The sequence below is a fragment of the Nonomuraea sp. CA-218870 genome (assembly GCF_050936535.1).
Taxonomy (GTDB): domain Bacteria; phylum Actinomycetota; class Actinomycetes; order Streptosporangiales; family Streptosporangiaceae; genus Nonomuraea; species Nonomuraea corallina.
Window position 1 is genome coordinate 3,944,443 of the sequence record NZ_JBNJMN010000001.1, and the last position, 22,700, is coordinate 3,967,142.

General features: G+C 73.1%; 15 protein-coding genes. 11 read left to right on the plus strand and 4 right to left on the minus strand.

Annotated features, from left to right (window positions below; translation table 11 throughout):
• Position 1: 1 nt before the first annotated feature.
• The gene (locus ACQEUU_RS19080; RefSeq protein WP_433067745.1) at positions 2-1,183 is read right to left on the minus strand and encodes an acetate/propionate family kinase; all 1,182 of its coding nucleotides are present in this window, start codon (positions 1,181-1,183) and stop codon (positions 2-4) included.
• Positions 1,159-3,462 (minus strand): phosphoketolase family protein, encoded by a 2,304-nt coding sequence (locus tag ACQEUU_RS19085; protein ID WP_433067747.1) that lies wholly within the window; start codon positions 3,460-3,462, stop codon positions 1,159-1,161. The genes ACQEUU_RS19080 and ACQEUU_RS19085 overlap by 25 nt, the downstream gene beginning before the upstream one ends.
• 97 nt (positions 3,463-3,559) lie before the next feature.
• Here ACQEUU_RS19085 and ACQEUU_RS19090 point away from each other — a divergent pair, with 97 nt between their 5' ends.
• From ACQEUU_RS19090 to ACQEUU_RS19105, 4 genes are all read left to right on the plus strand, one after another.
• Positions 3,560-5,266 (plus strand): IlvD/Edd family dehydratase, encoded by a 1,707-nt coding sequence (locus ACQEUU_RS19090; protein WP_433067749.1) that lies wholly within the window; start codon positions 3,560-3,562, stop codon positions 5,264-5,266.
• 151 nt (positions 5,267-5,417) lie between these two features.
• A complete protein-coding gene (gene pgi, locus ACQEUU_RS19095) occupies positions 5,418-7,049 on the plus strand; it encodes a glucose-6-phosphate isomerase (RefSeq protein WP_433067750.1) in 1,632 nt (543 codons plus the stop codon).
• 14 nt (positions 7,050-7,063) lie between these two features.
• On the plus strand, positions 7,064-7,465 hold the full coding sequence (locus ACQEUU_RS19100; protein WP_433067752.1) for a spore germination protein GerW family protein: 402 nt from the start codon (positions 7,064-7,066) through the stop codon (positions 7,463-7,465).
• 17 nt (positions 7,466-7,482) lie between these two features.
• Entirely contained in the window at positions 7,483-8,109 is a 627-nt protein-coding gene (locus tag ACQEUU_RS19105; protein WP_433067754.1) for a LysE family translocator, read from the plus strand.
• A 54-nt stretch (positions 8,110-8,163) separates the two neighbouring features.
• Here ACQEUU_RS19105 and ACQEUU_RS19110 read toward each other — a convergent pair whose 3' ends face one another.
• Entirely contained in the window at positions 8,164-8,886 is a 723-nt protein-coding gene (locus ACQEUU_RS19110) for a VIT1/CCC1 transporter family protein (RefSeq protein ID WP_433067756.1), read from the minus strand.
• A gap of 165 nt (positions 8,887-9,051) precedes the next feature.
• The gene (locus ACQEUU_RS19115) at positions 9,052-9,648 is read right to left on the minus strand and encodes a hypothetical protein (RefSeq protein ID WP_433067758.1); all 597 of its coding nucleotides are present in this window, start codon (positions 9,646-9,648) and stop codon (positions 9,052-9,054) included.
• Positions 9,649-9,867: 219 nt separating this feature from the next.
• Between ACQEUU_RS19115 and ACQEUU_RS19120 the strand changes: the two genes are divergently transcribed.
• The 7 genes from ACQEUU_RS19120 to ACQEUU_RS19150 all read left to right on the plus strand — a co-directional run bounded on the left by ACQEUU_RS19120 (position 9,868) and on the right by ACQEUU_RS19150 (position 22,647).
• On the plus strand, positions 9,868-10,797 hold the full coding sequence (locus ACQEUU_RS19120; protein ID WP_433067760.1) for a Clp protease N-terminal domain-containing protein: 930 nt from the start codon (positions 9,868-9,870) through the stop codon (positions 10,795-10,797).
• A 269-nt stretch (positions 10,798-11,066) separates the two neighbouring features.
• The gene (locus tag ACQEUU_RS19125) at positions 11,067-13,145 is read left to right on the plus strand and encodes a hypothetical protein (protein WP_433067762.1); all 2,079 of its coding nucleotides are present in this window, start codon (positions 11,067-11,069) and stop codon (positions 13,143-13,145) included.
• Between the two features lie 62 nt (positions 13,146-13,207).
• On the plus strand, positions 13,208-16,594 hold the full coding sequence (locus tag ACQEUU_RS19130) for a phosphodiester glycosidase family protein (RefSeq protein ID WP_433067763.1): 3,387 nt from the start codon (positions 13,208-13,210) through the stop codon (positions 16,592-16,594).
• A gap of 155 nt (positions 16,595-16,749) precedes the next feature.
• Positions 16,750-17,895, plus strand: coding sequence for an amidohydrolase family protein (locus tag ACQEUU_RS19135; protein ID WP_433067765.1), 1,146 nt, complete (start codon positions 16,750-16,752; stop codon positions 17,893-17,895).
• Positions 17,892-19,229, plus strand: a complete 1,338-nt coding sequence (locus ACQEUU_RS19140; protein ID WP_433067767.1) for a M20 metallopeptidase family protein — start codon at positions 17,892-17,894, stop codon at positions 19,227-19,229. Before ACQEUU_RS19135 ends, ACQEUU_RS19140 begins: the two co-directional genes overlap by 4 nt.
• Before the next feature lie 218 nt (positions 19,230-19,447).
• Positions 19,448-22,288 (plus strand): glycoside hydrolase family 2 TIM barrel-domain containing protein, encoded by a 2,841-nt coding sequence (locus ACQEUU_RS19145; RefSeq protein ID WP_433067769.1) that lies wholly within the window; start codon positions 19,448-19,450, stop codon positions 22,286-22,288.
• Positions 22,285-22,647 (plus strand): hypothetical protein, encoded by a 363-nt coding sequence (locus tag ACQEUU_RS19150; protein WP_433067770.1) that lies wholly within the window; start codon positions 22,285-22,287, stop codon positions 22,645-22,647. The genes ACQEUU_RS19145 and ACQEUU_RS19150 overlap by 4 nt, the downstream gene beginning before the upstream one ends.
• The last annotated feature ends 53 nt before the right edge of the window (positions 22,648-22,700 follow it).

The window sequence follows — 22,700 nt, forward strand, 5'->3', positions numbered from 1 at the left end:
GTCAGATCACCTCCAGCGCCTCGCGGGCGATCTCCCACTCCTCGTCGGTGGGGATGACGAGCACCGTGACCTCCGCCCCCGGCGGCGAGATCACCCGCTCCCCGCCGTCCGGCGCCTCGTTGCGTCCCCGGTCCACCGTGACGCCGAGCCGCTCCAGCCCGGCCAGCGACGCGGCCCGCGTGGCGGCGTCGTGCTCGCCGACGCCACCGGTGAACACGATCGCGTCCACCCGGCCCAGCACCGCGTAGTAGGCGCCCACGTACTTGAGGACGCGCCGGCAGTAGACGTCCAGCGCCAGCCGCGCATCGGCGTCGCCGTCCCGGGCGCGCTGCCGCACCTCGCGCATGTCGCCGGTGCCGGCGAGCGCGAGCAGGCCGCCGTGGCGGCCCAGCGCCTCCTCCACGTCCTGCGTGTCGAAGCCGGCCATCCTGCCCAGGTACGCGCAGAGCGCCGGGTCGACGTCACCCGAGCGGGTGCCCATCACCAGGCCCTCCAGCGGGGTCAGCCCCATGGAGGTGTCGACGCTGCGCCCGGCCTCGATCGCGGTGGCGCTGGCGCCGTTGCCCAGGTGCAGCACGATCAGGTTCAGCCCGGCGAGGTCCCGGTCCAGGAAGGCGGCGGCCCGGCGCGACACGTACGCGCACGAGGTGCCGTGGAAGCCGAACCGGCGCACCCCCAGCTCCTCGCGCCACTCGCGCGGCACCGCGTACGTGTACGCCTCGGGCGGCAGCGACCGGTGGAAGGCCGTGTCGAACACCGCCACCTGCGGCACCCCGGGGAAGGCCGCCTGCGCCACCCGGATGCCGGCCACGTTCACCCGGTTGTGCAGCGGGGCCAGCGGCGCCAGCGCCTCGATGGCGGCGATCACCTCCTCGTCCACCAGCACCGCCGTGCCGAACCGCTCGCCGCCGTGCACCACCCGGTGGCCGACCGCCACCGGGTCGAGCTCCGGTCCCGCCACCCGGAACGCCTCCAGCACCGCCTCCAGGCCCTGCGCGTGGTCCGCGTAGACGCCCTTGCGCTCGTACGGGGGAGCGTCGCCGGCGTGGTGGGTCAGCAGGCCCTCGCCCTCGTGGATCCGCTCGATCACGCCGCGGGCCGGCCGGGTGCCCGACTCGGCGTCGATCAGCTCGTACTTGATCGAGGAGGAGCCCGTGTTCAGGACGAGGATGCGTGCGGCCATGTCCACGACCTGATCTCGGGGGCGTCCTCGCCGTACATCCGGGTGTAGGCGCGCGCCTGCAGACGGGCGTCGGACATGCGCTGGCGCAGGTGGGCCGCCTTCGAGCCGAGGCCGGGCACCCGGTCGATCACGTCCATCACCAGGTGGTAGCGGTCGATGTCGTTGAGCATGCACATGTCGAACGGCGTGGTCGTGGTGCCCTCCTCCTTGTAGCCGCGCACGTGCAGGTTGGCGTGCCCGGTGCGGCGGTAGGTGAGCTGGTGGATCAGCATCGGATAGCCGTGGAAGTTGAAGATGATCGGCCGGTCGGTGGTGAACAGCGTGTCGAACTCGGAGTCCGGCAGGCCGTGCGGATGCTCCGACGACGGCTGCAGCCGCATCAGGTCGACCACGTTGACCACCCGGACCTTCAGGTCGGGAAGCTCCTCGCGCAGGATCGAGGCGGCGGCCAGCGTCTCCAGCGTCGGCACGTCGCCCGCGCAGGCCAGCACCACGTCAGGCTCGGTGTGGGCGTCCGTGGACGCCCACGGCAGGATGCCCAGGCCCCGCGTGCAGTGCGCGATGGCGTCCGGCATGGAGAACAGGTCCAGCACCGGCTGCTTGCCCGCCACGATCACGTTCACGTAGTCGCGCGAGCGCAGGCAGTGGTCCGTGACCGACAGCAGCGTGTTCGCGTCCGGCGGCAGGTACACCCGCACCACCGACGCCTTCTTGTTGACCACCACGTCCAGGAACCCCGGGTCCTGATGGCTGAAACCGTTGTGGTCCTGCCGCCACACGTGCGACGACAGCAGGTACGTCAGCGACGCCACCGGCCGCCGCCACGGGATCTTGTGGCATGCCTCCAGCCACTTGGCGTGCTGGTTGAACATCGCGTCCACGATGTGGATGAACGCCTCGTAGCAGTTGAACAGGCCGTGCCGCCCTGTCAGCAGGTAGCCCTCCAGCCAGCCCTGGCACATGTGCTCGCTGAGCACCTCCATGACCCGTCCGGCGGGCGCCAGGTGCTCGTCGGTGGGCAGCCGCTCGGCCGACCAGGTGCGGTCGGTGACCTCGAAGACCGCGCTGAGCCGGTTGGAGGCGGTCTCGTCCGGCCCCATCAGCCGGAACGTGCGCGGGTTGCGTTCGATCACGTCGCGCAGCAGGCTGCCCATCACCCGGGTCGGCTCCGTCGACTGCGTGGCCGGCAGCTTCACCTCCACGGCGTAGTCGCGGAAGTCGGGAAGCCGGAGCGGCGCCAGCAGCTCGCCGCCGTTGGCGTGCGGGTTGGCGCTCATTCTCCGCTCGCCGCGCGGCACCGTCTCGCGGATGGCGAGCATCGGCCGGCCGGTCGCGTCGAACAGCTCCTCCGGCCGGTAGGAGCGCATCCACGCGTCCAGCATCGCCAGCTGCTCGGGGTTGTCGCGCACCGCGGTCAGCGGGACCTGATGGGAGCGCCAGGTGCCCTCCACCGGCAGCCCGTTCACCTCCTTCGGGCCCGTCCAGCCCTTGGGCGTACGCAGGATGATCATGGGCAGGCGCCTCTCGGAGCCTTCCCGGTACGCGGCGATCTGGTCGAACGCCTCGTCCAGGGCGCTCGCCATCTCCTCGTGGCTCGGGCCGACGAGGTGCGGGCGGTAGCCGTACCCCTCGATGAGCTTGAACAGCTCGTCGTCGGGGATGCGGGCCAGCACCGTCGGGTTGGCGATCTTGTAGCCGTTCAGCGCCAGGATCGGCAGCACCACGCCGTCGCGCTCACGGTCGAGGAACTTGTTGGAGTGCCAACTCGCCGCCAGCGGGCCCGTCTCGGCCTCGCCGTCGCCGATGACGCAGGCCACCACCAGGTCCGGGTTGTCGAACGCGGCCCCGTACGCGTGCGACAGCGCGTACCCCAGCTCGCCGCCCTCGTGGATGGAGCCTGGCGTCTCCGGCGCGACGTGGCTGGGGATGCCGCCGGGGAAGGAGAACTGCCGGAACAGGGCCCGCATGCCGGGCTCGTCCTGCGTGATGTCGGGATAGCGCTCGGTGTAGGAGCCCTCCAGCCAGGAGTGCGCGACGGCCGCGGGGCCTCCGTGCCCGGGGCCGACGATGTAGATCATGTCCTGGTCGCGTTCGCGGATGACGCGGTTCAGGTGCGCGAAGCAGAAGTTCAGGCCGGGCGTGGTGCCCCAGTGGCCGAGCAGCCTCGGTTTGATGTGCTCGGGTCGCAACGGCTCACGCAGCAACGGGTTGTCCAGCAGGTAGATCTGCCCCACGGACAGGTAGTTGGCGGCGCGCCAGTAGGCATCGATGGTCTCCATGCCCTCAAAACTGCCCGCGTTGTGGCTTCTGTGAACAAGGCAGGCGGCACGAGTGATCCCTATCCTTGGCCGTGATCCGCTGGTTAGGGTGCCGGTTATGGCTTTGCGCAGCTCCCACTGGTACGCGGGCGACGACCGGAACTCCTACATCCACCGGGCCTGGATGCGCCGCGGGCTGCCGCGGGACGCCTTCACGGGAGAGCGGCCGCACATCGCGATCGCCAACACCGCCTCCGACCTGACCCCTTGCAACTCCCACCTCGACGAGGTCGCCGACAGCGTCAAACAGGGCATCTGGGCGGCCGGCGGGGTGCCGCTCAACCTCCCCGCGCTCTCCATCGGCGAGACCAACGTCCGGCCCACCGCCATGCTCTGGCGCAACCTCGCCGCCATGGCCACCGAGGAGATGCTGCGCGCCAACCCGATCGACGGCGTGGTGCTGCTCGGCGGCTGCGACAAGACCATCCCGTCGCTGCTGATGGCCGCCGCCTCCGTCGACCTGCCCGCCGTCGTGATGCCCGGCGGCCCCATGCTCACCGGCCGCTTCCGCGGCGTCCCGCTCGGCTGTGGCACCGACGTGTGGCGGCTCAGCGAGGAGGTGCGCGCGGGCACGCTCTCCCGCGAGGCGTTCCTGGAGTCCGAGTCCTCCATGATCCGCAGCCGCGGCCACTGCAACACGATGGGCACCGCCTCCACCATGGCGTGCATGGCCGAGGCGCTCGGCATGACCATCCCCGGCACCTCCGGCACCCCCGCCCCCGACAGCAGGCTGCTGGAACGCTCGCACGACACCGGCCGCCTGGCCGTCGAGCTCGTCCGCGAGGGGCGCCGCCCCAGCCAGGTGATGACCCGCGCCTCCTTCCTCAACGCGATCGTCACCCTGGCCGCCATCGGCGGCTCCACCAACGCCGTCGTCCACCTGCTCGCCATCGCCGGCCGGCTCGGCGTCGAGCTGAGTCTCGACGACTTCGACCGCACCGGCTCCGGCGTGCCGCTCCTCGTCGACCTGCAGCCCGCCGGCCGGCACCTCATGGAGGACCTGTTCCGGGCGGGCGGCCTGCGCGCGGTGCTGAACGAGGTCGCCGACCTGCTCGACCCGTCCGCCGTCACCGTCACCGGCAGGCCGCTCACCGACTACCTGGCCGGGGCCGAGATCTGGGACGACACCGTGATCAGGCGGCGCGCCGACCCGCTGCTGCCCGACGCCGGCATCGCCGTGCTGCGCGGCAACCTCGCCCCGGACGGCGCCGTCGTCAAGCCCGCCGCCGCCTCGCCCGAGCTGCTGCGCCACCGCGGCCGGGCCGTCGTGTTCGACAGCGTCGAGGACGTCTACGCCCGGCTCGACTCGCCCGACCTGGACGTCGACGAGACCTCGGTGCTCGTGCTGCGCGGCTGCGGGCCCCGTGGCTACCCCGGCATGCCCGAGGTGGGCAACCTGCCGCTGCCCGCCAAGCTCCTGGCCAAGGGGGTGCGCGACATGGTCCGCATCAGCGACGCCCGGATGAGCGGCACCGCCTACGGCACGGTCGTGCTGCACGTCGCGCCCGAGGCCGCGGCCGGCGGGCCGCTCGCCCGCGTGCGCACCGGCGACCCGATCGTGCTCGACGTCGCCGCCCGGCGGCTCGACGTGGACGTGCCCGAGGCCGAGCTGGCCGCCAGGGAGCCGGTCATGACCGGCCACGCCCGGCCCGTACGCGGTTGGGAACGCCTGTACGTGGACCACGTGCTGCAGGCCGACCGGGGCGTCGACCTGGACTTCCTCACCGGATCCAGCGGCGACGCGGTGGGCCGGGAGTCCCACTGAGCCCGCGCCGGGTCCGCGCCGCGGCCCGGCGCGGACCCGGTTCCCGCGAAAAGCTCCGCTCCGCCACGCGCGGAATCGGTCACCGCGGGTAGGCGGGTACGGGACCATAGGACCGGACGTTGATCGTTTGACGGCGGCGAGGAGGGGCTGAGTGAACGGCGACATCACCAGGAGCCAGGAGTGGGCGGCGCTGGAGAAGCACCACGGCGAGGTGGCGGGCAGGCACCTGCGCGAGCTGTTCGCCGACGACCCGGGCCGGGCCGGGCGCATGACGCTGACCGCCGGCGACCTCTACCTCGACTACGCCAAGCAGCGCGTCACCGGTGAGACCGTCGAGCTGCTGGTCCGGCTGGCCGAGCGGGCCGGGCTGCGCGAGCGGATCGAGGCCATGTTCACCGGCGCCCACATCAACGTGAGCGAGGACCGCGCCGTGCTCCACACGGCGCTGCGCGCCCCCGCCGACGCCGCTCTGGAGGTCGACGGCCAGGACGTCACCGGTGACGTGCACGCCGTGCTCGACAAGATGTCCGCGTTCGCCGACCGGGTGCGCGCCCAGGAGTGGCGGGGCGCCACCGGCCGGCCCATCGCCACCGTGGTCAACATCGGCATCGGCGGCTCCGACCTCGGCCCCGCCATGGCCTACGAGGCGCTGCGCGACTACGCCGACGCCGGCGTCCAGGCCAGGTTCGTCTCCAACATCGACCCGGCCGACATCACCGGCAACCTGCGCGACCTCGACCCGGCGACCACGCTCTTCGTGGTCAGCTCCAAGACCTTCACCACGCTCGAGACCCTCACCAACGCCAAGGTGGCCCGGCAGTGGCTGGTCGCCGCCCTCGGCGAGGACGCCGTCGCCCGGCACTTCGTGGCCGTCTCGACCAACGCCGCCAAGGTCGCCGAGTTCGGCATCGACACCGACAACATGTTCGGGTTCTGGGACTGGGTCGGCGGCCGCTACTCCTTCGACGGGGCCATCGGCCTGTCCCTGATGATCGCGGTGGGCCCGGCCGGGTTCCGCGAGATGCTGGCCGGCTTCCACGCCATCGACCAGCACTTCCGCACCGCGCCGTTCGAGGCCAACATGCCGGTGCTGATGGGCCTGCTCGGGGTGTGGTACGCCGACTTCTTCGGCGCCCAGACCCGCGCCGTGCTGCCCTACAGCCAGCGCCTGCACCGCTTCCCCGCCTACCTGCAGCAGCTCACCATGGAGTCCAACGGCAAGTCGGTGCGCGCCGACGGCACCCCCGTCACCTGCGACACCGGCGCCATCTTCTGGGGCGAGCCGGGCACCAACGGCCAGCACGCCTTCTACCAGCTGCTCCACCAGGGCACCCATCTGGTGCCGGCCGACTTCATCGGCTTCGCCGAGCCTCACGACGACCGTGAGGGCATGCACGACCTGCTCACCGCCAACCTGTTCGCGCAGACCTCGGCCCTGGCGTTCGGCAAGACGGCCGAGGAGATCGCCGCCGAGGGCGCCGCCGCCGACGTCGTGCCGCACAAGGTCATGCCGGGCAACCGCCCCACCTCGACGATCCTGGCTCCCAAGCTCACGCCGTCCACCCTCGGCCAGCTCGTCGCCCTGTACGAGCACGTCGTGTTCGTCGAGGGCACCATCTGGGGCATCGACTCCTTCGACCAGTGGGGCGTCGAGCTGGGCAAGAAGATGGCGCTCGACCTGGCGCCCGCGCTCACCGCCGACGAGCCGCAGGACGCCTTCCCCGACCCCTCGACCGAGCGCCTCGTCCGCGTCTACCGTGAGCTGCGCGGGAGGGCCACGTGAGTCATCATGAGGTCATGGACATCATGGAGATAGCGGAGAAATCCAAAGACTCCGCACAGGTCAAACGCGTGTTCGGCGACCCCGTCCAGCACGGCGACGTGGTCGTCATCCCCGTCGCCAGGATCGCCTACGGAGGCGGCGGAGGGATGGGGCAGGGCGAGAAAGAGCAGGGCGAGAAAGAGCAGGGCGAGAAAGAGCAGGGCGACAAGAAGCGGGGCGAGTCGGGCAGCGGCGGCGGCCTCGGTTACGGTGTGAGCGCGACTCCTGCCGGAGTGTTCGTGATCAAGGATGGCGACGTCCGCTGGCAGCCGGCCGTCGACGTCAACCGCATCGTGGCCGGCGGTCAGGTCGTCGTCGTGGTGCTGCTGCTGACGCTGCGCGCCATCATGAAGCGCCGCCGGCGCCGCCGCCGCTGACCCAGGGAGCGCAGATCGTGTCCTCATTGACGGTGTCCCTCGCCTTCGGCGGGGTCGTGCTGCTCGGCGCGATGTCGCCCGGCCCCGACTTCGCCGTCGTCGTACGCCGTTCCGCCGTGTCGGGCCGTGGTCCCGGCATGGCGGCCGCCCTGGGCGTCGCCGTCGGCGTGTTCGCCTGGGTCGTGGCCGCGGCGACCGGCGTGGCAGCGCTCCTGGCCGCCTCCGCCACGGCGTTCACCGTGGTTAAGGTGGCGGGGGCCGCCTACCTCGGCTACCTCGGCGTCCGCGCGATCCTGGCCGCCGTGCGCGGCGGCGGCGCACCGCAACCGCCCCCGCCGGGCTCGCCGCGGCAGGGCGCCCGGGCGGCCTTCGGGGAGGGCCTGCTCACCAACGTGCTCAACCCCAAGGCCGCCCTGTTCTTCGTGGCCCTGGTCCCGCAGTTCCTCGCCCATGGCGCGGACGCGCTCTCCCTGTCGCTGATCGCCCTCGGCGGGACCGTCGTCTGGTTCCTGCTGGTCGCCAACGTGGTGAGCGCCCTGCGCGCGTTCTTCGCCCGGCCCGCGGTCCGGCGCGCCCTAGACGCCCTCACGGGCACCGCCCTCATCGCCCTGGGCGTCAACCTCGCCACGGCCACCCGTCCCTGACAGCGGTGGCGCTGTCAGGGTGAGGACGTCCGCCCGGGGCGTCAGTGGTGATGGTCAGGACACCGCGACGCCGAGCACATGGCCGATGCCGAAGGTCACCGCGGCGGCGCCGACGCCCAGCGCGAGCTGGCGTAGGCCGCCGAGCCACCAGGGCCGCGCCGTCAGGCGCGCCACGATCGCGCCGAACCCGAACAGGCCGAGCACGCTCAGCACCACCGCCAGCGTCAGCCCCGCCGCGCCGAACAGGAACGGCACCAGCGGCACCAGCGCCCCCGCCGCGAACGCGCAGAACGACGACAGGGCCGCCAGCTTCGGCGACGGCAGGTCGTCCGGGTCCACCCCGAGCTCTTCGCGTACGTGCACCCGCAGAGCCTGCTCGGGGTCGGCGGACAGCCCGGCCGCGACCCTTTCGGCCAGTTCGGGCTCCAGTCCCCGGGCGCGGTAGAGCGCGGCAAGTTCGGCGCGCTCGCCCTCGGGGTTGCGGGCCAGTTCGCGCCGCTCCACGGCGATCTCGGCGCGCATCAGCTCCGTCTGCGACTTGACCGACGTGTACTCGCCGGCCGCCATCGAGCACGCACCCGCGACCAGCCCGGCGAATCCGGCCACCACGGCGCCGCGCCCGGCGCCCGTGGCCCCCACCATTCCGGCGATCAACGCGAAGTTGGAGACGAGCCCGTCCATCGCCCCGAACACCGCCGGCCGCAGCCATCCGCCGTTGACGTCGCGGTGGCTGTGGTGGATCTCGGATGAGTACGGCCGCTCCAGCTCGATGGTCATAAACCCCTCCCTCAGGCTGCTTTCATCCAGACATTAGGCATATGTCGGAAAGATCCGCAACGAAGGGGAGGCTTGCCTGACCTGCACTTCTGCGAGCCATACGAACAGGTGGGCGAGTTTTTTAGGATCTCCTGACCCCGGACCCGGGAGTGACGAAGAACACGGTCAGGAGGCGGGCGCGGCGGCGGGCGACGGCGTCACCGGGGTCGCGTCCGCGCCGCGGATCAGGCGGGTGCAGTCGTCGATCGTCGCCTCCAGCAGGTCGCGCAGCATCGTGTCCGGGTCCTTGACGCAGGCCTGCACGATCCCGACGACGGCCAGCTGCACCGCGTTGGGGGCGGCGTACCTGCGGAAGCCCTTCTCGGTGATCTTGGCTGCCCGGCTGAACCTGCGGGCCTGCGCCGCCGCCTGCGGGACCTGGTCCAGCGCCTCCTGGCTGCGCGGGCTGAGCCGCCCGGACGGGACGCCGTCCAGCCTGGCGAGCATCTCCTCGGCCGCGAGCACGGAGACCGCGAGGGCGAGCTGGCGCTCGGCGGCGGCCACGGGCAGCGCGGTGGTCGCGCAGCGGAGCGCGATGTGGGCGTCGACCCGAAGGTCCGTGCTGGTCAGGCCGATGATGGACGGGACCAGGTGGACGAGGCGGTTGCGGCTCTGGTCGTCGGTGTTGTCGTTGACGAGACGGGCGAGCGCCGCCAGCAGCGGGTGGGTGCAGGCCGGGTGGTCGCTCCACCGTTCTCCGGCCAGATAGGACGCGAACTCCATGAAGCAAGCACCACGTTTCGGGTTGCGATGCCTGCCGCGGGACAGAACCGGCATGTGATCAAGGTGATGGTCCACGGGTGCTCCACGTTGTGGGTATCGCCGTCTTTCCAGTCTGCGCCGACAACTGCCCTGACGCCAGGGGATAAGCTCACCCGGCCCTCTGGAAGTTGGGGTTATGGAAGGGTTATGGTGGGGGTACTTGGAAGGAGTCGACCCTCGATGCCGAAGATCAACGTGTACCTGCCGGACGACCTGGCCGAGGCGGTCAAGCAGGCCGGGGTGCCGGTCTCGGCCGTCTGCCAGCGCGCTCTGGAGCAGGCGGTCCGCCGGGTGACGGCGATCCGCGAGACGGCCCTGTCGGATCTCGACCTCGACCGGCCGGCCGGCGCCCTGACCCTGCTCACCCCGCGCACCCGCACCGCGCTCAAGCTCGCCTCCGCCCGGGCCGGGGCCGGCCCCCTGGAGACCGCGCACCTGTTGGCCGGGATGCTGGAGGAAGGCACCAACCTCGCCCTGCACGTGATGCGCGCCATGGACATCGACCCGGCGCGGGTGGGCCGCGAACTCGCCGTCCGCCTGTCCCAGCAGACCCCCGGGTCCCAGGACAACGGTGTCCCCTCAGGAGACCACGACGCCCCGGACGGCGGGGACCTGTCCGGACGCGGGCCGGAGGACGGCCCGGCAGGGGAGGCCGGGGGCGGGTCCGTGGCGGCGGGGGCGCGGCGGTTCGGCGTGGGGGCGGCGAACGCGCTGGAGTTCGCGGTCAACGAGGCGACCTCGCTCGGGCACAACTACGTCGGGTGCGAGCATCTCCTGCTCGGGCTGGTCGCCGAGCCCGAGGGGATCGCCGGGCAGGTCCTGCGCGGGCTGGGCGCCGAGCCCCGGCCGACCCGCCGTGCCGTCGTGGCGGCCCTCGCCGGATACGTCCACCTGCGCGCCGAGTCCGGCCATCACACCCCCGCCCAGTCCGCAGGCCAGGGTACGGACGGAACCTCCGCCCAGCCTGCCGGGGAGGGCGCGGGCCGACTCGCCGGGCCGGGTGCGGATCCGGTGGCCGTCCTGACCGCCGTTCTCCGTGAACAGCTCCAGCCCGTCGTCCAGCGGGTCGCCCGGCTGGAGGAGCACCTCGGCCTGGGCTCCGGCGACTGACGATGCGGATCGCCCGAGCCTTACGCACCCGAGCGTTCCGCCACGTCGTGGTGGCCGTCATCATGGTGGGCATCCTCATCGCCGCCACCTGGTGAGAAGGGACCGTCCGGCCCTCTCACTGCGCGGGGCGGCGGCTGTGAGGGGGCGCGACCCCCTTCCGACGCGGAGAGAGCCTAACCGGGGGAAGGCGTGCTACGTTGCCTGCTGATCTCGGCTCGAGTGCCGGCGGCGTCGCCGTCGCGGACTCGTTCTCCGCAGAGGGGGCAACGGTGAGGTGGGCGTATTTCCTGCTGGTCGCGTCGGCGCTGTGGTGGGCGGCGCCGCCCGCGCACGCCGCTGAGGAGGAGTCCCCGGTGGCCCTCGTCGGCGTGCCCGGCCTGCTCTGGGAGGACGTCGACCCGCGGACGACCCCTCACCTGTGGCGGCTGGCCGGGGAGAGTGACCTGGGGTCGGTGTCGGTGAAGACCGTGGGCACGCTCGCCTGCCCGTTCGACGGCTGGCTGTCGGTGTCGGCTGGCGTCCGCTCCGCCGTCGGGTACCGGTGCGGGCTGCCGCCCGAGCCGCAGCAGGCCGGTGAGGGCGCCCGGGTGCCCGGCTTCGAGGCGCTGCGCACGACGCGCGACGGCACGTACGCGGGCACGCTCGGCGCCGCCGTGCACGCCGCCGGCCACTGCACGACCGCGGTCGGCGCGGGCGCCGCGCTGGCGCTGGCCGACACCGCCGGCAGGGTGGACGTGTACGCGCCGGAGCCGGCCGCGCTGGCCGACTGGTCGCGCTGCCGGGTGCTGGCCGTGGACGTGGACGAGCTGATCCGCCCCTACCTGGCGGAGGGCAGGCTGCCGGCCGTGCCCGAGGCGCTCGCTCCCGAGCAGCGGCGCGAGGCGGTGCGGGCCGCCGACGCGGAGGTGGGGGCCGTGCTGGCGAAGCTGCCCGCCGGGACCCAGGTGGTGCTGAGCGGCATCGGCGACCACGGGTCGGTGCCGCACCTGCGGGTGGCCATGTGGAAGCGGGCCGAGGCGTCCGGCGCGCTGCTGGGCACGGCCTCGACCCGGCGCGACGACATCGTCATCGTCACCGACACCACGCCGACCGTGCTCACCGCCGCCGGCATCCCGGTCCCGCCGACCGTGATCGGGCTGCCCTGGGAGGCGGGGGAGCGGCTGCCGCTGGAGGCGGCCGTCGCCGACATGCGCAGGGCCGACACGATGGCCACCGGCATCCGCAACACCACGGGCCTGTTCTTCACCGGCTTCGCCGTCATCACGGTGACCTTCTACGCGATCGCCTACTACGTGCTGTCGCGCCGCAAGAAGGCCGGGGCCCTCGGCGTGATCGCGCTCGGGCTGGCCGCCGTGCCCGTCTCGACGTACCTGGTGAACGTGCTCCCCTGGGGGCACGGCCCGTACCCGATCGCGCTGGTGATCATGGGCGTGGTGGTGATCGCCTCGGCCATCACGGCGGTCGCCCTGCTGGGGCCGTGGCGGCGCAGCCCGGTGGGCCCGCCGGCGGCGGTGGGCGCGATCATCGGCCTGGTCATGGTGGCCGACCTGCTGACCGGCACCAACCTGCAGTTCAACAGCCTCATGGGCTACACGGCCGTGGTGGGCGGGCGCTACTACGGGCTGGCCAACATCCCGTTCGCGCTGCTGGCCACCTCCGTGCTGATGACGACGGCGCTGGTCGCCGACCACCTGGTGCGCGCCGGGCGGCGGCGGGCCGCGGTGCTGCTGGTGTCCGTGACGGGCGTGACCGCGATGCTGCTGGCGGGCTGGCCGGGCATCGGCAGCGACTTCGGCGGCGTGATCGCGTTCGTGCCGGGGATCGCCGTCACGGCGCTGCTGGTGGCGGGCAAGCGGGTGTCGGTGCTGAGGTTCGCCGGGTTCTGCGTGCTCGGCGGGGTGACCGTGTCGGCGCTCGCGGTGCTCGACTTCCTGCGGCCGGCGGCGTCGCAGACCCATCTGGGGCGGTTCGTCGGCATGGTGCTGGAGGGCACGTTCATGCCGATGATCCTGCGCAAGCTGGGGGCCATGCTCAACACCATGCTCTCGCCCAACCTCATGCCGATCGTGATCACCGGTCTGGCGTTCCTCATCTTCGCGATCATGCGACCCGGCCGGATCAGCGCCGGGGTGGTGCCGCTGGCGTTCGAGCGCGTCCCCATGCTGAAGGCCGGGCTGATCGGCACGCTGGTCAGCGGCGTGGTCGGCATGCTGGTCAACGACTCGGGCACCGCCGTGCTCTCCATGGTGGTGGCGGTGGCCGTGCCGCTGGTCCTGTACGCGGGCATCAACAGCGCGACGCTGGAGGAGGGCGCGCCGGACGAGAGTCCCGTACCCGCCAAGATCTGAAATTTTCTTTTAGTTCATCCCAAGGTCTTGAAAGTTATATGCACGAGCGATTGCATTCGGTCGTGCAGACCCTCCGTTCACTCGCCGTCGTGGCGCTCGTGCTCACGTCGGCCGCGCCCGCACAGGCCGATCCCGCACCCCCTGTAGAGGACGCGCCCGCGGCGTCGTCCTACCCGCCCCCCTCGACGCTGGTCGCCGCCTCGGCGACCGGCGGCCGGCTCGACACCGCGAAGAAGACCAGGCCGGTCGCCCCGGGCGTCACCCTCACCTCCTTCGACCGGCTGGACCCGCTGGGCTGGCTGCGCGCCGACGCGCTCACCGCCGAGCTGGGCGGCGGGACCAGCGCCGACTACGTCTACTCCGGCGAGGTGTCCAGGACCGAGCCGCTGTCGGGGCCCGCCCGGCGGTCCCGGGCCGTCGCCGCGGTCAACGGCGACTTCTTCGACATCAACAACTCCGGCGCCGCCCAGGGCATCGGCGTCCAGGCCGGCGAACTCGTCCAGTCGCCGATGGCCGGTCACGACAACGCCGTGGCGATCAGCGGCGACGGCGTCGGCCGGGTGCTCACGATGCACTTCGAGGGCACCGCCACCCCCGAGGGCGGCTCCCCGGTCACGCTCACCCAGTTCAACCAGCGCGTCCAGAGGGACGGCGTCGGCCTGTTCACCCCGCTCTGGGGGTCCTACACCCGGGCCCGCGCCGTCGAGGGCGCCTCCGCCGTCACCGAGGTCGAGCTGAAGGACGGCGTGGTCGCCGCGGTCCGCCAGGCGGCCGGCGACGGCCCGATCCCCGCCGGCACCTCGATCCTGCTCGGCCGCGACGCGGGCGCCGCCGCGCTGGCCGGGCTCACCACAGGGGACAAGCTGGAGATCGCGTACCGGCCGAAGGCCTCCGACGGCAAGGACGTCAAGGCCGCGGTCGGCGGGAACTGGGTGCTGGTCAAGGACGGCCGGGCGCAGCACTCCACCGACCGGTCCGCCCACCCGCGCACCGCCGTCGGCTTCTCCGCCGACGGCCGGAAGATGATCCTGCTCACCGTCGACGGCCGCCAGGCCGACAGCCGCGGCGTCACGCTCGACGAGCTGGCCGCGATGATGGTCGAGCTGGGCGCGGCCGACGCGCTCAACCTCGACGGCGGCGGCTCCTCGACCATGCTGGCCCGCGAGCCGGGCCAGGCCGAGCCGCAGATCGAGAACAGCCCGTCCGACGGCGGCGAGCGGCACGTCCCCAACGGCCTGGCCCTGTACGCCGCCGAGGGCAGCGGCGAGCTCAAGGGCTTCTGGGTGGAGACGGCCATCGATCCCGCCCGCGCTCCCGGCGCGGCCCCCGTCGGCGGCGGGCGCCCCGAGCGCGTCTTCCCCGGGCTCACCCGCCGGCTGACCGCCGCAGGGTACGACGAGACGTACGGGCCCGCGGCCGGGACGCCGGTGTGGCGGAGCACGCCGGCCGGGCACGGCCTCGTCCGGGGCGGGACCTTCCACGCCCTGGTGCCCGGTACCACCACCGTCACCGCCTCACGCGGCAGGGCCCAGGGGAGCCTGGAGCTGACCGTGCTCCAGCCGCTCGAGCGGCTCGGCGTCACCAGCGACCGGGTGGGCCTGTCCGGCGCGGACGACACCGCGACGTTCGGCGTCGTCGGCTACGACCGCAACGGCAACACCGCCCCCATCGAGCCGTCCGACCTGACCCTCGACTACGACCGCGCCCTGCTCGACGTCACCGCGAACGAGCACGGCTCCTTCACCGTCAAGGCCAGGAAGACCACCGGCTCCGGCCTCGTCACCGCCACGGTCGGCAAGATCGTCACCGCCCTGCCGGTGACCGTCGGCTTCGAGGACCGGCCGGTCGCCGAGTTCGAGGACGCGGCCTCGTGGACGTTCGCCGCCGCACGGGCCACCGGCTCGCTGTCGGCCGCGCCCGGCCGGAGCGGCGGCGGGCTCAAGCTCTCGTACGACTTCACCCAGTCGACGGCGACCCGCGCCGCCTACGCCAACCCGCCCGGGCAGCTCGTGGTCGGCGGGCAGCCGCAGGCGTTCGGCATGTGGATCCACTCCACCGGCAAGGGGGAGTGGCCCAGCCTGGAGTTCTACGACGCGCTCGGGCAGGCGCAGATCCTGCGCGGGCCGTACCTGACCTGGACCGGCTGGCGGTTCGTCGAGTTCACGGTGCCGCCGGGCGTCAGCTACCCGCTCCAGCTGCGGCGCTTCTACGTGGCCGAGACCAAGGCGGACGCCTCGTACACCAACGAGATCCTGGTCGACGGGCTGGTCGCCAAGGTGGCGCCACCGGTCGAGTCGCCGGAGCAGGAGAGGATCGCCGACCCGGTGGTCAGGCCCGACGTGGCGGGCCTGCCGTGGCGGTTCGCGGTCATGTCCGACGCGCAGTTCGTCGCCCGGGACCCCGACAGCGACCTGGTGCGGGGCGCGCGCCGCACGCTGCGCGAGATCAAGGCCGCGAACCCGGACTTCCTCGTCGTCAACGGCGACCTGGTGGACGAGGCGTCGCCGGAGGACTTCGCGCTGGCCAAACGGATTCTCGACGAAGAACTCGGCGATGACCTGAAATATCACTACATCCCGGGTAACCACGAGGTGATGGGCGGCAAGATCGACAACTTCAGTGCCGTCTTCGGCGACACGTACCGGACCTTCGACCACAAGGGCACCCGCTTCATCACGCTCGACACCTCCCGCCTCACCCTGCGCGGCGGCGGCTTCGAGCAGATCGAGCTGCTCCGTACCGAACTGGACCGGGCCGCCGGCGACCGCTCGATCGGCTCGGTCGCGGTGCTGTTCCACGTGCCGCCGCGCGACCCGACCCCCGGCAAGGGCAGCCAGCTCGGCGACCGCAAGGAAGCCGCGCTGGTCGAAGGCTGGCTGGCCGACTTCCAGCGGGAGACCGGCAAGGGCGCGGCGTTCATCGGCGCGCACGTCGGCACCTTCCACGCCTCCCGGGTGGACGCGGTCCCCTACGTCATCAACGGCAACTCCGCCAAGAACCCCGCCACCCCGGCCGGCGACGGCGGCTTCACCGGCTGGTCCCTGTGGGGCGTCGACCCCGTCACCGAGAAGGAGGCCGAGCACGTCAGGCGCAACTGGTTCGCCGACGCCCCGGAATGGATCGGCGCCCAGCTCCGCCCGCACGTCGACGAGCTGACGCTGACCGCCCCTGCCACGGTGGCGGCCGGCAGCCCGGCCACCGTCACCGCCACGGTCCGGCAGGGCGCCCGCGACGTGCCCGTCGCCTACCCGGTGTCGGCGCGCTGGTCCGGCTCGCCCAACCTGCACATCGGGTCGCGCGCCGGGGCCAAGCGCTACCACGTCGCCGTGCTCGACCCCCGGACCGGCACACTCACCGCGTTGCGCGAGGGCCGGGTGACGGTCGCGGTGACCGTCAACGGCGTCACCCGGCAGGCCGCCGTGGCGGTCGCCGCAAAGGTCGCCGCCTGATCCGGCGCCCTCCCGTGAGGGCGGGCACGCGGGTTGTGTCCGTCCTCACGTTCGCCGGGCCCGCTCGCGGGCACAGGGTCCCGATGGGGGCCGTCGTCCGCGAAGGAGTAACACGTACGTGATGGGCGTTGAGGTGACGCCGGGCTGGGGGGCCGATGCCCGCTGAAGCGGTGCTGCCCGGGTTCAACCGGATGATCGGGGAACTGCCGCTGGTCGACCAGCACGCGCACGGGGCGACCGGTCACGACCTGTCGCGCGCCGCGTTCGAGGAGCTGATCACCGAGGCGCACGGGCCGGCGCCCGACTGGATGACGCCGTTCGACTCCCAGCTCGGTCACGCCATCCTGCGCCACTGCGCGCCCGTGCTCGGCCTCGACCCGTTCGCCTCGCCCGCCGAATACCTCGCCCGGCGTGCCAGGTGGGGCGCCGAGGAGGTGAACCGGCTGCTGCTCGGGGCCGCGGGGGTGGCCCACTTCCTGCTCGACACCGGCTACCGCGCCGGCGAGGTCCTCGGCCCGTCCGGGATGGCCAGGCTCACCGGCGCCCCGGTCGACGAGGTGGTGCGCCTGGAGTCCGTGGCCGAGCAGGTCGCCGCCTCCGGCGTGTCCGCGGCCGGTTTCGCCGGCCGGTTCGCCGAGGCGCTGGCGGAGCGCGCCCGCACCGCCCGGGCGCTGAAGAGCGTCGCCGCCTACCGGCACGGGCTCGACCTCGACCCGGAGCCGCCCTCGGCCGCCGAGGTGACCGAGGCCGCCGGACGCTGGCTCGCCGCCGGGGGCGGCCTGACGGACCCCGTGCTGCTGCGGCACGTCATCTGGGCCGGGCTGGACCTGGGGCTGCCGCTGCAGTTCCACACCGGGTTCGGCGACCCCGACCTGGACCTGCGCCGCGCCGACCCGCTGCTGCTGCGCGGGCTGATCGAGCGGACAGCCCCGGCCGGGGTGCCGCTGGTGCTGCTGCACTGCTACCCGTACCACCGCAACGCCGGCTACCTGGCGCACGCATACCCGCACGTGTTCTTCGACGTGGGCCTGTCCGTCCACCACACCGGCGCCAGGAGCGTCGCCGTGGTGGCCGAGAGCCTGGAGCTCGCCCCGTTCACCAAGCTGATGTACTCCTCCGACGGGTGGGGCCCGGCCGAGCTGCACTTCCTCGGCGCCGAGCTGTGGCGACGGGCCATGGCGCGGGTGCTCGGCGCCTTCGTCACCGACGGCGACTGGTCGCCGGCCCAGGCCGTCCGCACGGCCACCCTGATCGGCCGGGACAACGCGCGCCGCGTCTACAGGCTCGGGGGGGCCGCGTGAAGACCTCGCACCACTTCTCGCACCACCAGGACCGCGGCCCGGACGAGCCGCGCGACCGCCATCCGGACCGCCATCCGGACCACCATCCGGACCACCATCCGGACCTGCACTCCGACCTGCGTTCCGGCCATCGGGACGTGCTGCTGCGGGAGGCGCTGCGGGCCGAGCTGCCCGCCGCGCGGCAGTTGCGGCGCGAACTGCACGCCGACCCCCGGGTCTCCGGCCAGGAGGGCCCCACGCTCGAACGGGTGTTGCGGGCGCTGCCGGACGGCCCGATCGAGCACGTGGCCGGCACCGGCGCGCTGGTCAGGATCGGCGGCCCCGGCCCCGCCGTCGGCGTGCGCGGCGAGCTGGACGCGCTGCCCCTGGTCGAGCGCACCGGCGTGCCGTGGGCGGCCGTCAACGGCGCCATGCACGCCTGCGGCCACGACGTCCACCTCGCCGCCGTCGTGGCGCTGGCCCGCGCGGTCTCCAGGGTCACGACCGTGCTCGCGGCGCACGACGCCGCCCCCGCGGCCGGGTACGAGTCCGTGGCCGGCCATGAGCAGCCGGGTCCGCTCATGGTCGTGCTGCAGCCGCGCGAGGAGAGTCACCCGTCGGGCGCCGCCGACGTCGTCCGGTCCGGCGCCCTGAGCCGCAACGACGTCCGCGCCATGATCGGCGCCCACGTGCAGCCCGTGCTGGACGCGGGGGTGATCGCGTGCACGCCCGGAGCGGTCAACGCCTCCGCCGACGAGTTCCGGGTGACGATCAAGGGCGTGGACGGGCACGCCGCCTACCCGCACCTGGCCCGCGACCCGGTCGTCGCCATGGCCCAGGTGATCGTGGCCGCCCAGCAGCTCGTCAGCCGGGTCGCCGACCCGATGGTGCCGACCGTGGTGACGTTCGGCAGCGTGCACGCGGGCACCGCGCCCAACGCCATCCCCGGCGAGGCCGTCGCCCGGGGCACGCTGCGCACGCTGTCGCCGTCGTGGCGCGAGACGCTGCACGCCCAGTTCGCCGGCCTGGTCGGCGACGTGGCGCGGGCCCACGGCTGCGAGGCCGAGGTCCAGGTGCTGCCGGGGGAGCCGGTGCTGGTCAACGACGCCGCGCTCGCGGTGCGTACCGGCGAGCTGCTGCGCGCGAACGGGCGCGCGGTCAGCGACGACCTGCGCTCGTGCGGCGGCGACGACTTCGCCCAGTACGGCGAGCTCATGCCGTCGCTGATGATGTTCGTCGGCGTCGACACGCGGGCCGGGCTGCACAGCCCCGAGTTCCTGCCCGACGACGAGGCCGTGGACGAGGTGGCCGAGAGCCTCCTGGCGGGCTATCTCGCCGCGTCGTGCGCCGGATGACTCCTCCGGGAAGGGCAGCCCGCCGATCAGCCCGCCGACCAGCCCGACGGCCAGCGCCTGGCGGCACGCGTCCGCGCCGCCGACCACCCGCACGTCCCGGTCCCCGGCCGCCCCACCGTCATGTTCAGCGCCACGTCGCTCATACCCCTTGCCGACCCGGCCGGAGCGCCAAAGTCATCGCTGACGAAACCAGGCAGAACCTCTAGGCTCGGCAGGCGATGGAATGCGAACGTCTCACCCCCGGTTCCGGCCGTCTCGAACCCCGCGCGGCCCTGAGCTCCGACGCCCCCTCCCTCGACCTCAACGGCGCCTGGCGGTTCCGCCTGTCGCCGGTGGCGACCGTCCCCGAGGACTTCGCCGACCCCGGCTACGACGACGCGGCCTGGGACGAGCTGCCGGTGCCCGCCCACTGGCCGCTGCACGGACACGGCGCCCCCGCCTACACCAACGTGTCCTATCCCTTCCCTGTCGACCCGCCGCACGTGCCCACCGAGAACCCGACGGGCGACTACCGCCGCGCCTTCGACCTGCCCGAGGGCTGGAGCGGCGGCAGGCTCCGCTTCGACGGCGTCGAGTCGTACGCCAAGGTCTGGCTGAACGGGCACGAGCTGGGCTTCACCACCGGCAGCCGGCTGCCCGCCGAGTTCGACGCCGGTCCATGGCTGCGGCCGGGGCGCAACGTGCTGGCCGTGCGCGTCCACCAGTGGTCGGCCGCCGCCTACCTGGAAGACCAGGACATGTGGTGGCTCCCGGGCATCTTCCGCGACGTGGCCCTCACCCGCTCGGCCGCCGACGTGTTCGTGCACGCCGCGTACGAGGACGGGCGCGGCACCCTGAGCTTCGACGGGACCGGCACCCTCGACCTGCCCGAACTGGGCGTCACCGGGCTCCGGCCCGGCGAGCGCGTCACCGTGGCCGCCGAACCGTGGAGCGCCGAGACGCCGCGGCTGTACGAGGCGGTGCTGCGCGCGCCGGGTGAGACCGTCCGGCTGCGCGTCGGCTTCCGCACCGTCGCCATTGAGGCCGGGGTGCTGCTCGCCAACGGGCGGCCGCTGCTGCTCAAAGGGGTCAACCGGCACGAGTTCCACCCGTCGTCCGGCCGGGCGGTGCCGCACGCGACCATGCGCGAGGACGTGCTGCTGATGAAGCGGCACAACGTCAACGCCGTCCGCACCAGCCACTACCCGGCGCACCCCGCCTTCCTCGACCTGTGCGACGAGCTGGGGCTCTGGGTGATCGACGAGTGCGACCTGGAGACGCACGGCTTCGGCCAGGTCGGCTGGCGCCGCAACCCCAGCGACGACCCGCGCTGGGAGGAGGCGTACCTCGACCGGATGCGCCGCATGGTGGAGCGCGACAAGAACCACCCGAGCGTCATCATGTGGTCGCTCGGCAACGAGGCCGGAGTCGGCCGCAACCTGGCCGCCATGGCGGAGTGGGCGCGTGAGCGCGACCCGTCCCGGCCACTCCACTACGAGGGCGACCGGTCGTGCGCGCACACCGACGTGTACTCCCGCATGTACGCCTCCCATGCCGAGGTGGAGGCGATCGGCCGGGGCGCCGAGGAGCCGCTCGACGATCCGGAGCTGGACGCCAGGCGGCGGGCCATGCCGTTCCTGCAGTGCGAGTACGCGCACGCGATGGGCAACGGGCCCGGCGGGCTGGCCGAGTACCAGGAGCTGTTCGAGCGCCATCCGAGGCTGGCCGGCGGGTTCGTCTGGGAGTGGATCGACCACGGCCTCGCGCACCCGTCCCTCGGCTACGCCTACGGCGGCGACTACGGCGAGCCGGTGCACGACGGCAACTTCGTCGTCGATGGTCTCGTCTTCCCCGACCGGACGCCGTCCCCGGGGCTGCTCGACCTGAAGAAGGCGTTCGAACCGGTCGGGTTCTCCTTCTCCGGGACCTCGGTGACGGTCCGGGTCAGGGACGCCTTCCGCGACCTGTCCCACCTGTCCTTCTCCGGGCAGGTCGAGGCCGAGGGCGAGCCGGTGGCGTCCTTCCCGCTGGACGTCCCCGCCGGCGGCGGCGAGGTCGAACTGCCCGCGTTCCCGCCGGGGGAGGGCGAGCGCTGGCTCACCGTCCGCGCCGTCCTGGCCCGCGACGCGCCCTGGGCGGACGCCGGGCACGAGGTGGCCTGGGCCCAGGTCCCGCTCGACGCCGACGGCGCCCCGTACCAGGGCCTCGAAGACCTCCGCGTCAGCCCCCGCCGCCCCTTCCCGCCCGCCGGGGAAAGGCCGGGCAGGGAAGCCCCCGTCTCGTTCGCCTCGGCCGTTCACGGAGGGGAGATCCAGGTCGGCGGGGCCGTGTTCGACCCGGTGACCGGCCGTCTCACCCGGCTGTTCGGCCTCGACGCCGACGGTCCCCTGCTGGAACTGTGGCGCGCACCGATCGACAACGACCGCTACAGCGGCGCCGAGTCCCGCTGGCGAGGACTCGGCCTGCACCGCCTCACCCACCGCGTCGACGCGGTCGAGCCCGGCGACGCGCTCACCGTCCGCACCCGGGTCGCGCCCGCCGCCACCGACCTCGGCATCCGCGCCACCTACACCTGGACCGCCTCGGGCGACGCCCTCGACCTCCGGGTCGACCTCGTCCCCGAAGGCGACTGGACCGAGCCCGTCCCGCGCCTCGGCCTCGCCCTGACCCTCTCCGCCGCACCCGGGCAGGTCACCTGGTACGGCCTCGGGCCGGGGGAGGCGTACCCGGACACCGGCCTGGCCGCCAGGGTCGGCCGGTGGACCGCCACGGTCGAGGAGATGCAGACCCCGTACGTATACCCCCAGGAGAACGGCCACCGCGCCGCCGTCCGCTGGGCCGAGGCCGGGATCCGGATCACCGGCGATCCCGTGTTCGGCCTGACGGCCCGCCCCTGGAGCACCGCCGCCCTGGACGCTGCCGCCCACCGCCCCGACCTGGTCCCGGACGGCCGCCTCCACCTCACCCTGGACCTGGCCCAGCACGGCATCGGCACGGCGGCCTGCGGCCCCGGCACCCTGCCGGCGTACGAGCTGCACGTCCGCCCGGTCAGCTTCCGCCTCCGCTTCGAGCCGTCGTGACTCCCCTGGAACGGGCCCTGGAGACGGTCATCGCCGACCTGCCGCCCGAGCTCAGAGCCCGCCACCGCTTCCACTTCACCGACCGACGCCGCAGCTGCAGTTGGCTCGCGCTGGAGGACGGCCGCTACTGGAGCGGGGGAGCGTACCTGCCCAGAGGGGCGGACGACGTGGCGACCGTCGCCGAGTGCATGCAGGATCTCCTGATGGAGGTGCTCTGGATCGTCTGGCCCGAGTGCCCCAAGCACGGCTTCGGTCTGCACGTCAAGGTCGATGCGCGGCAGCCCGTGTGGCTCTGCGAGGGCGCCGCACATGTGGTCGCCCCGATCGGAGCTCTGAGAGCTTCGGCTGACGGAGCCTGACGGCCGCCGGGACCCCCGAAGGAGTCCCGGCGGTCGAGTACGACGTCACCGAC

Bases quoted from the DNA above. Each gene is read 5' to 3' on its own strand.
- ACQEUU_RS19080 (WP_433067745.1), bottom strand. From the start codon at position 1,183: ATGGCCGCACGCATCCTCGTCCTGAACACGGGCTCCTCCTCGATCAAG.
- ACQEUU_RS19085 (WP_433067747.1), bottom strand. From the start codon at position 3,462: ATGGAGACCATCGATGCCTACTGGCGCGCCGCCAACTACCTGTCCGTG.
- ACQEUU_RS19090 (WP_433067749.1), top strand. From the start codon at position 3,560: ATGGCTTTGCGCAGCTCCCACTGGTACGCGGGCGACGACCGGAACTCC.
- ACQEUU_RS19100 (WP_433067752.1), top strand. From the start codon at position 7,064: ATGGACATCATGGAGATAGCGGAGAAATCCAAAGACTCCGCACAGGTC.
- ACQEUU_RS19110 (WP_433067756.1), bottom strand. From the start codon at position 8,886: ATGACCATCGAGCTGGAGCGGCCGTACTCATCCGAGATCCACCACAGC.
- ACQEUU_RS19115 (WP_433067758.1), bottom strand. From the start codon at position 9,648: ATGGAGTTCGCGTCCTATCTGGCCGGAGAACGGTGGAGCGACCACCCG.
- ACQEUU_RS19120 (WP_433067760.1), top strand. From the start codon at position 9,868: ATGCCGAAGATCAACGTGTACCTGCCGGACGACCTGGCCGAGGCGGTC.
- ACQEUU_RS19135 (WP_433067765.1), top strand. From the start codon at position 16,750: ATGCCCGCTGAAGCGGTGCTGCCCGGGTTCAACCGGATGATCGGGGAA.
- ACQEUU_RS19145 (WP_433067769.1), top strand. From the start codon at position 19,448: ATGGAATGCGAACGTCTCACCCCCGGTTCCGGCCGTCTCGAACCCCGC.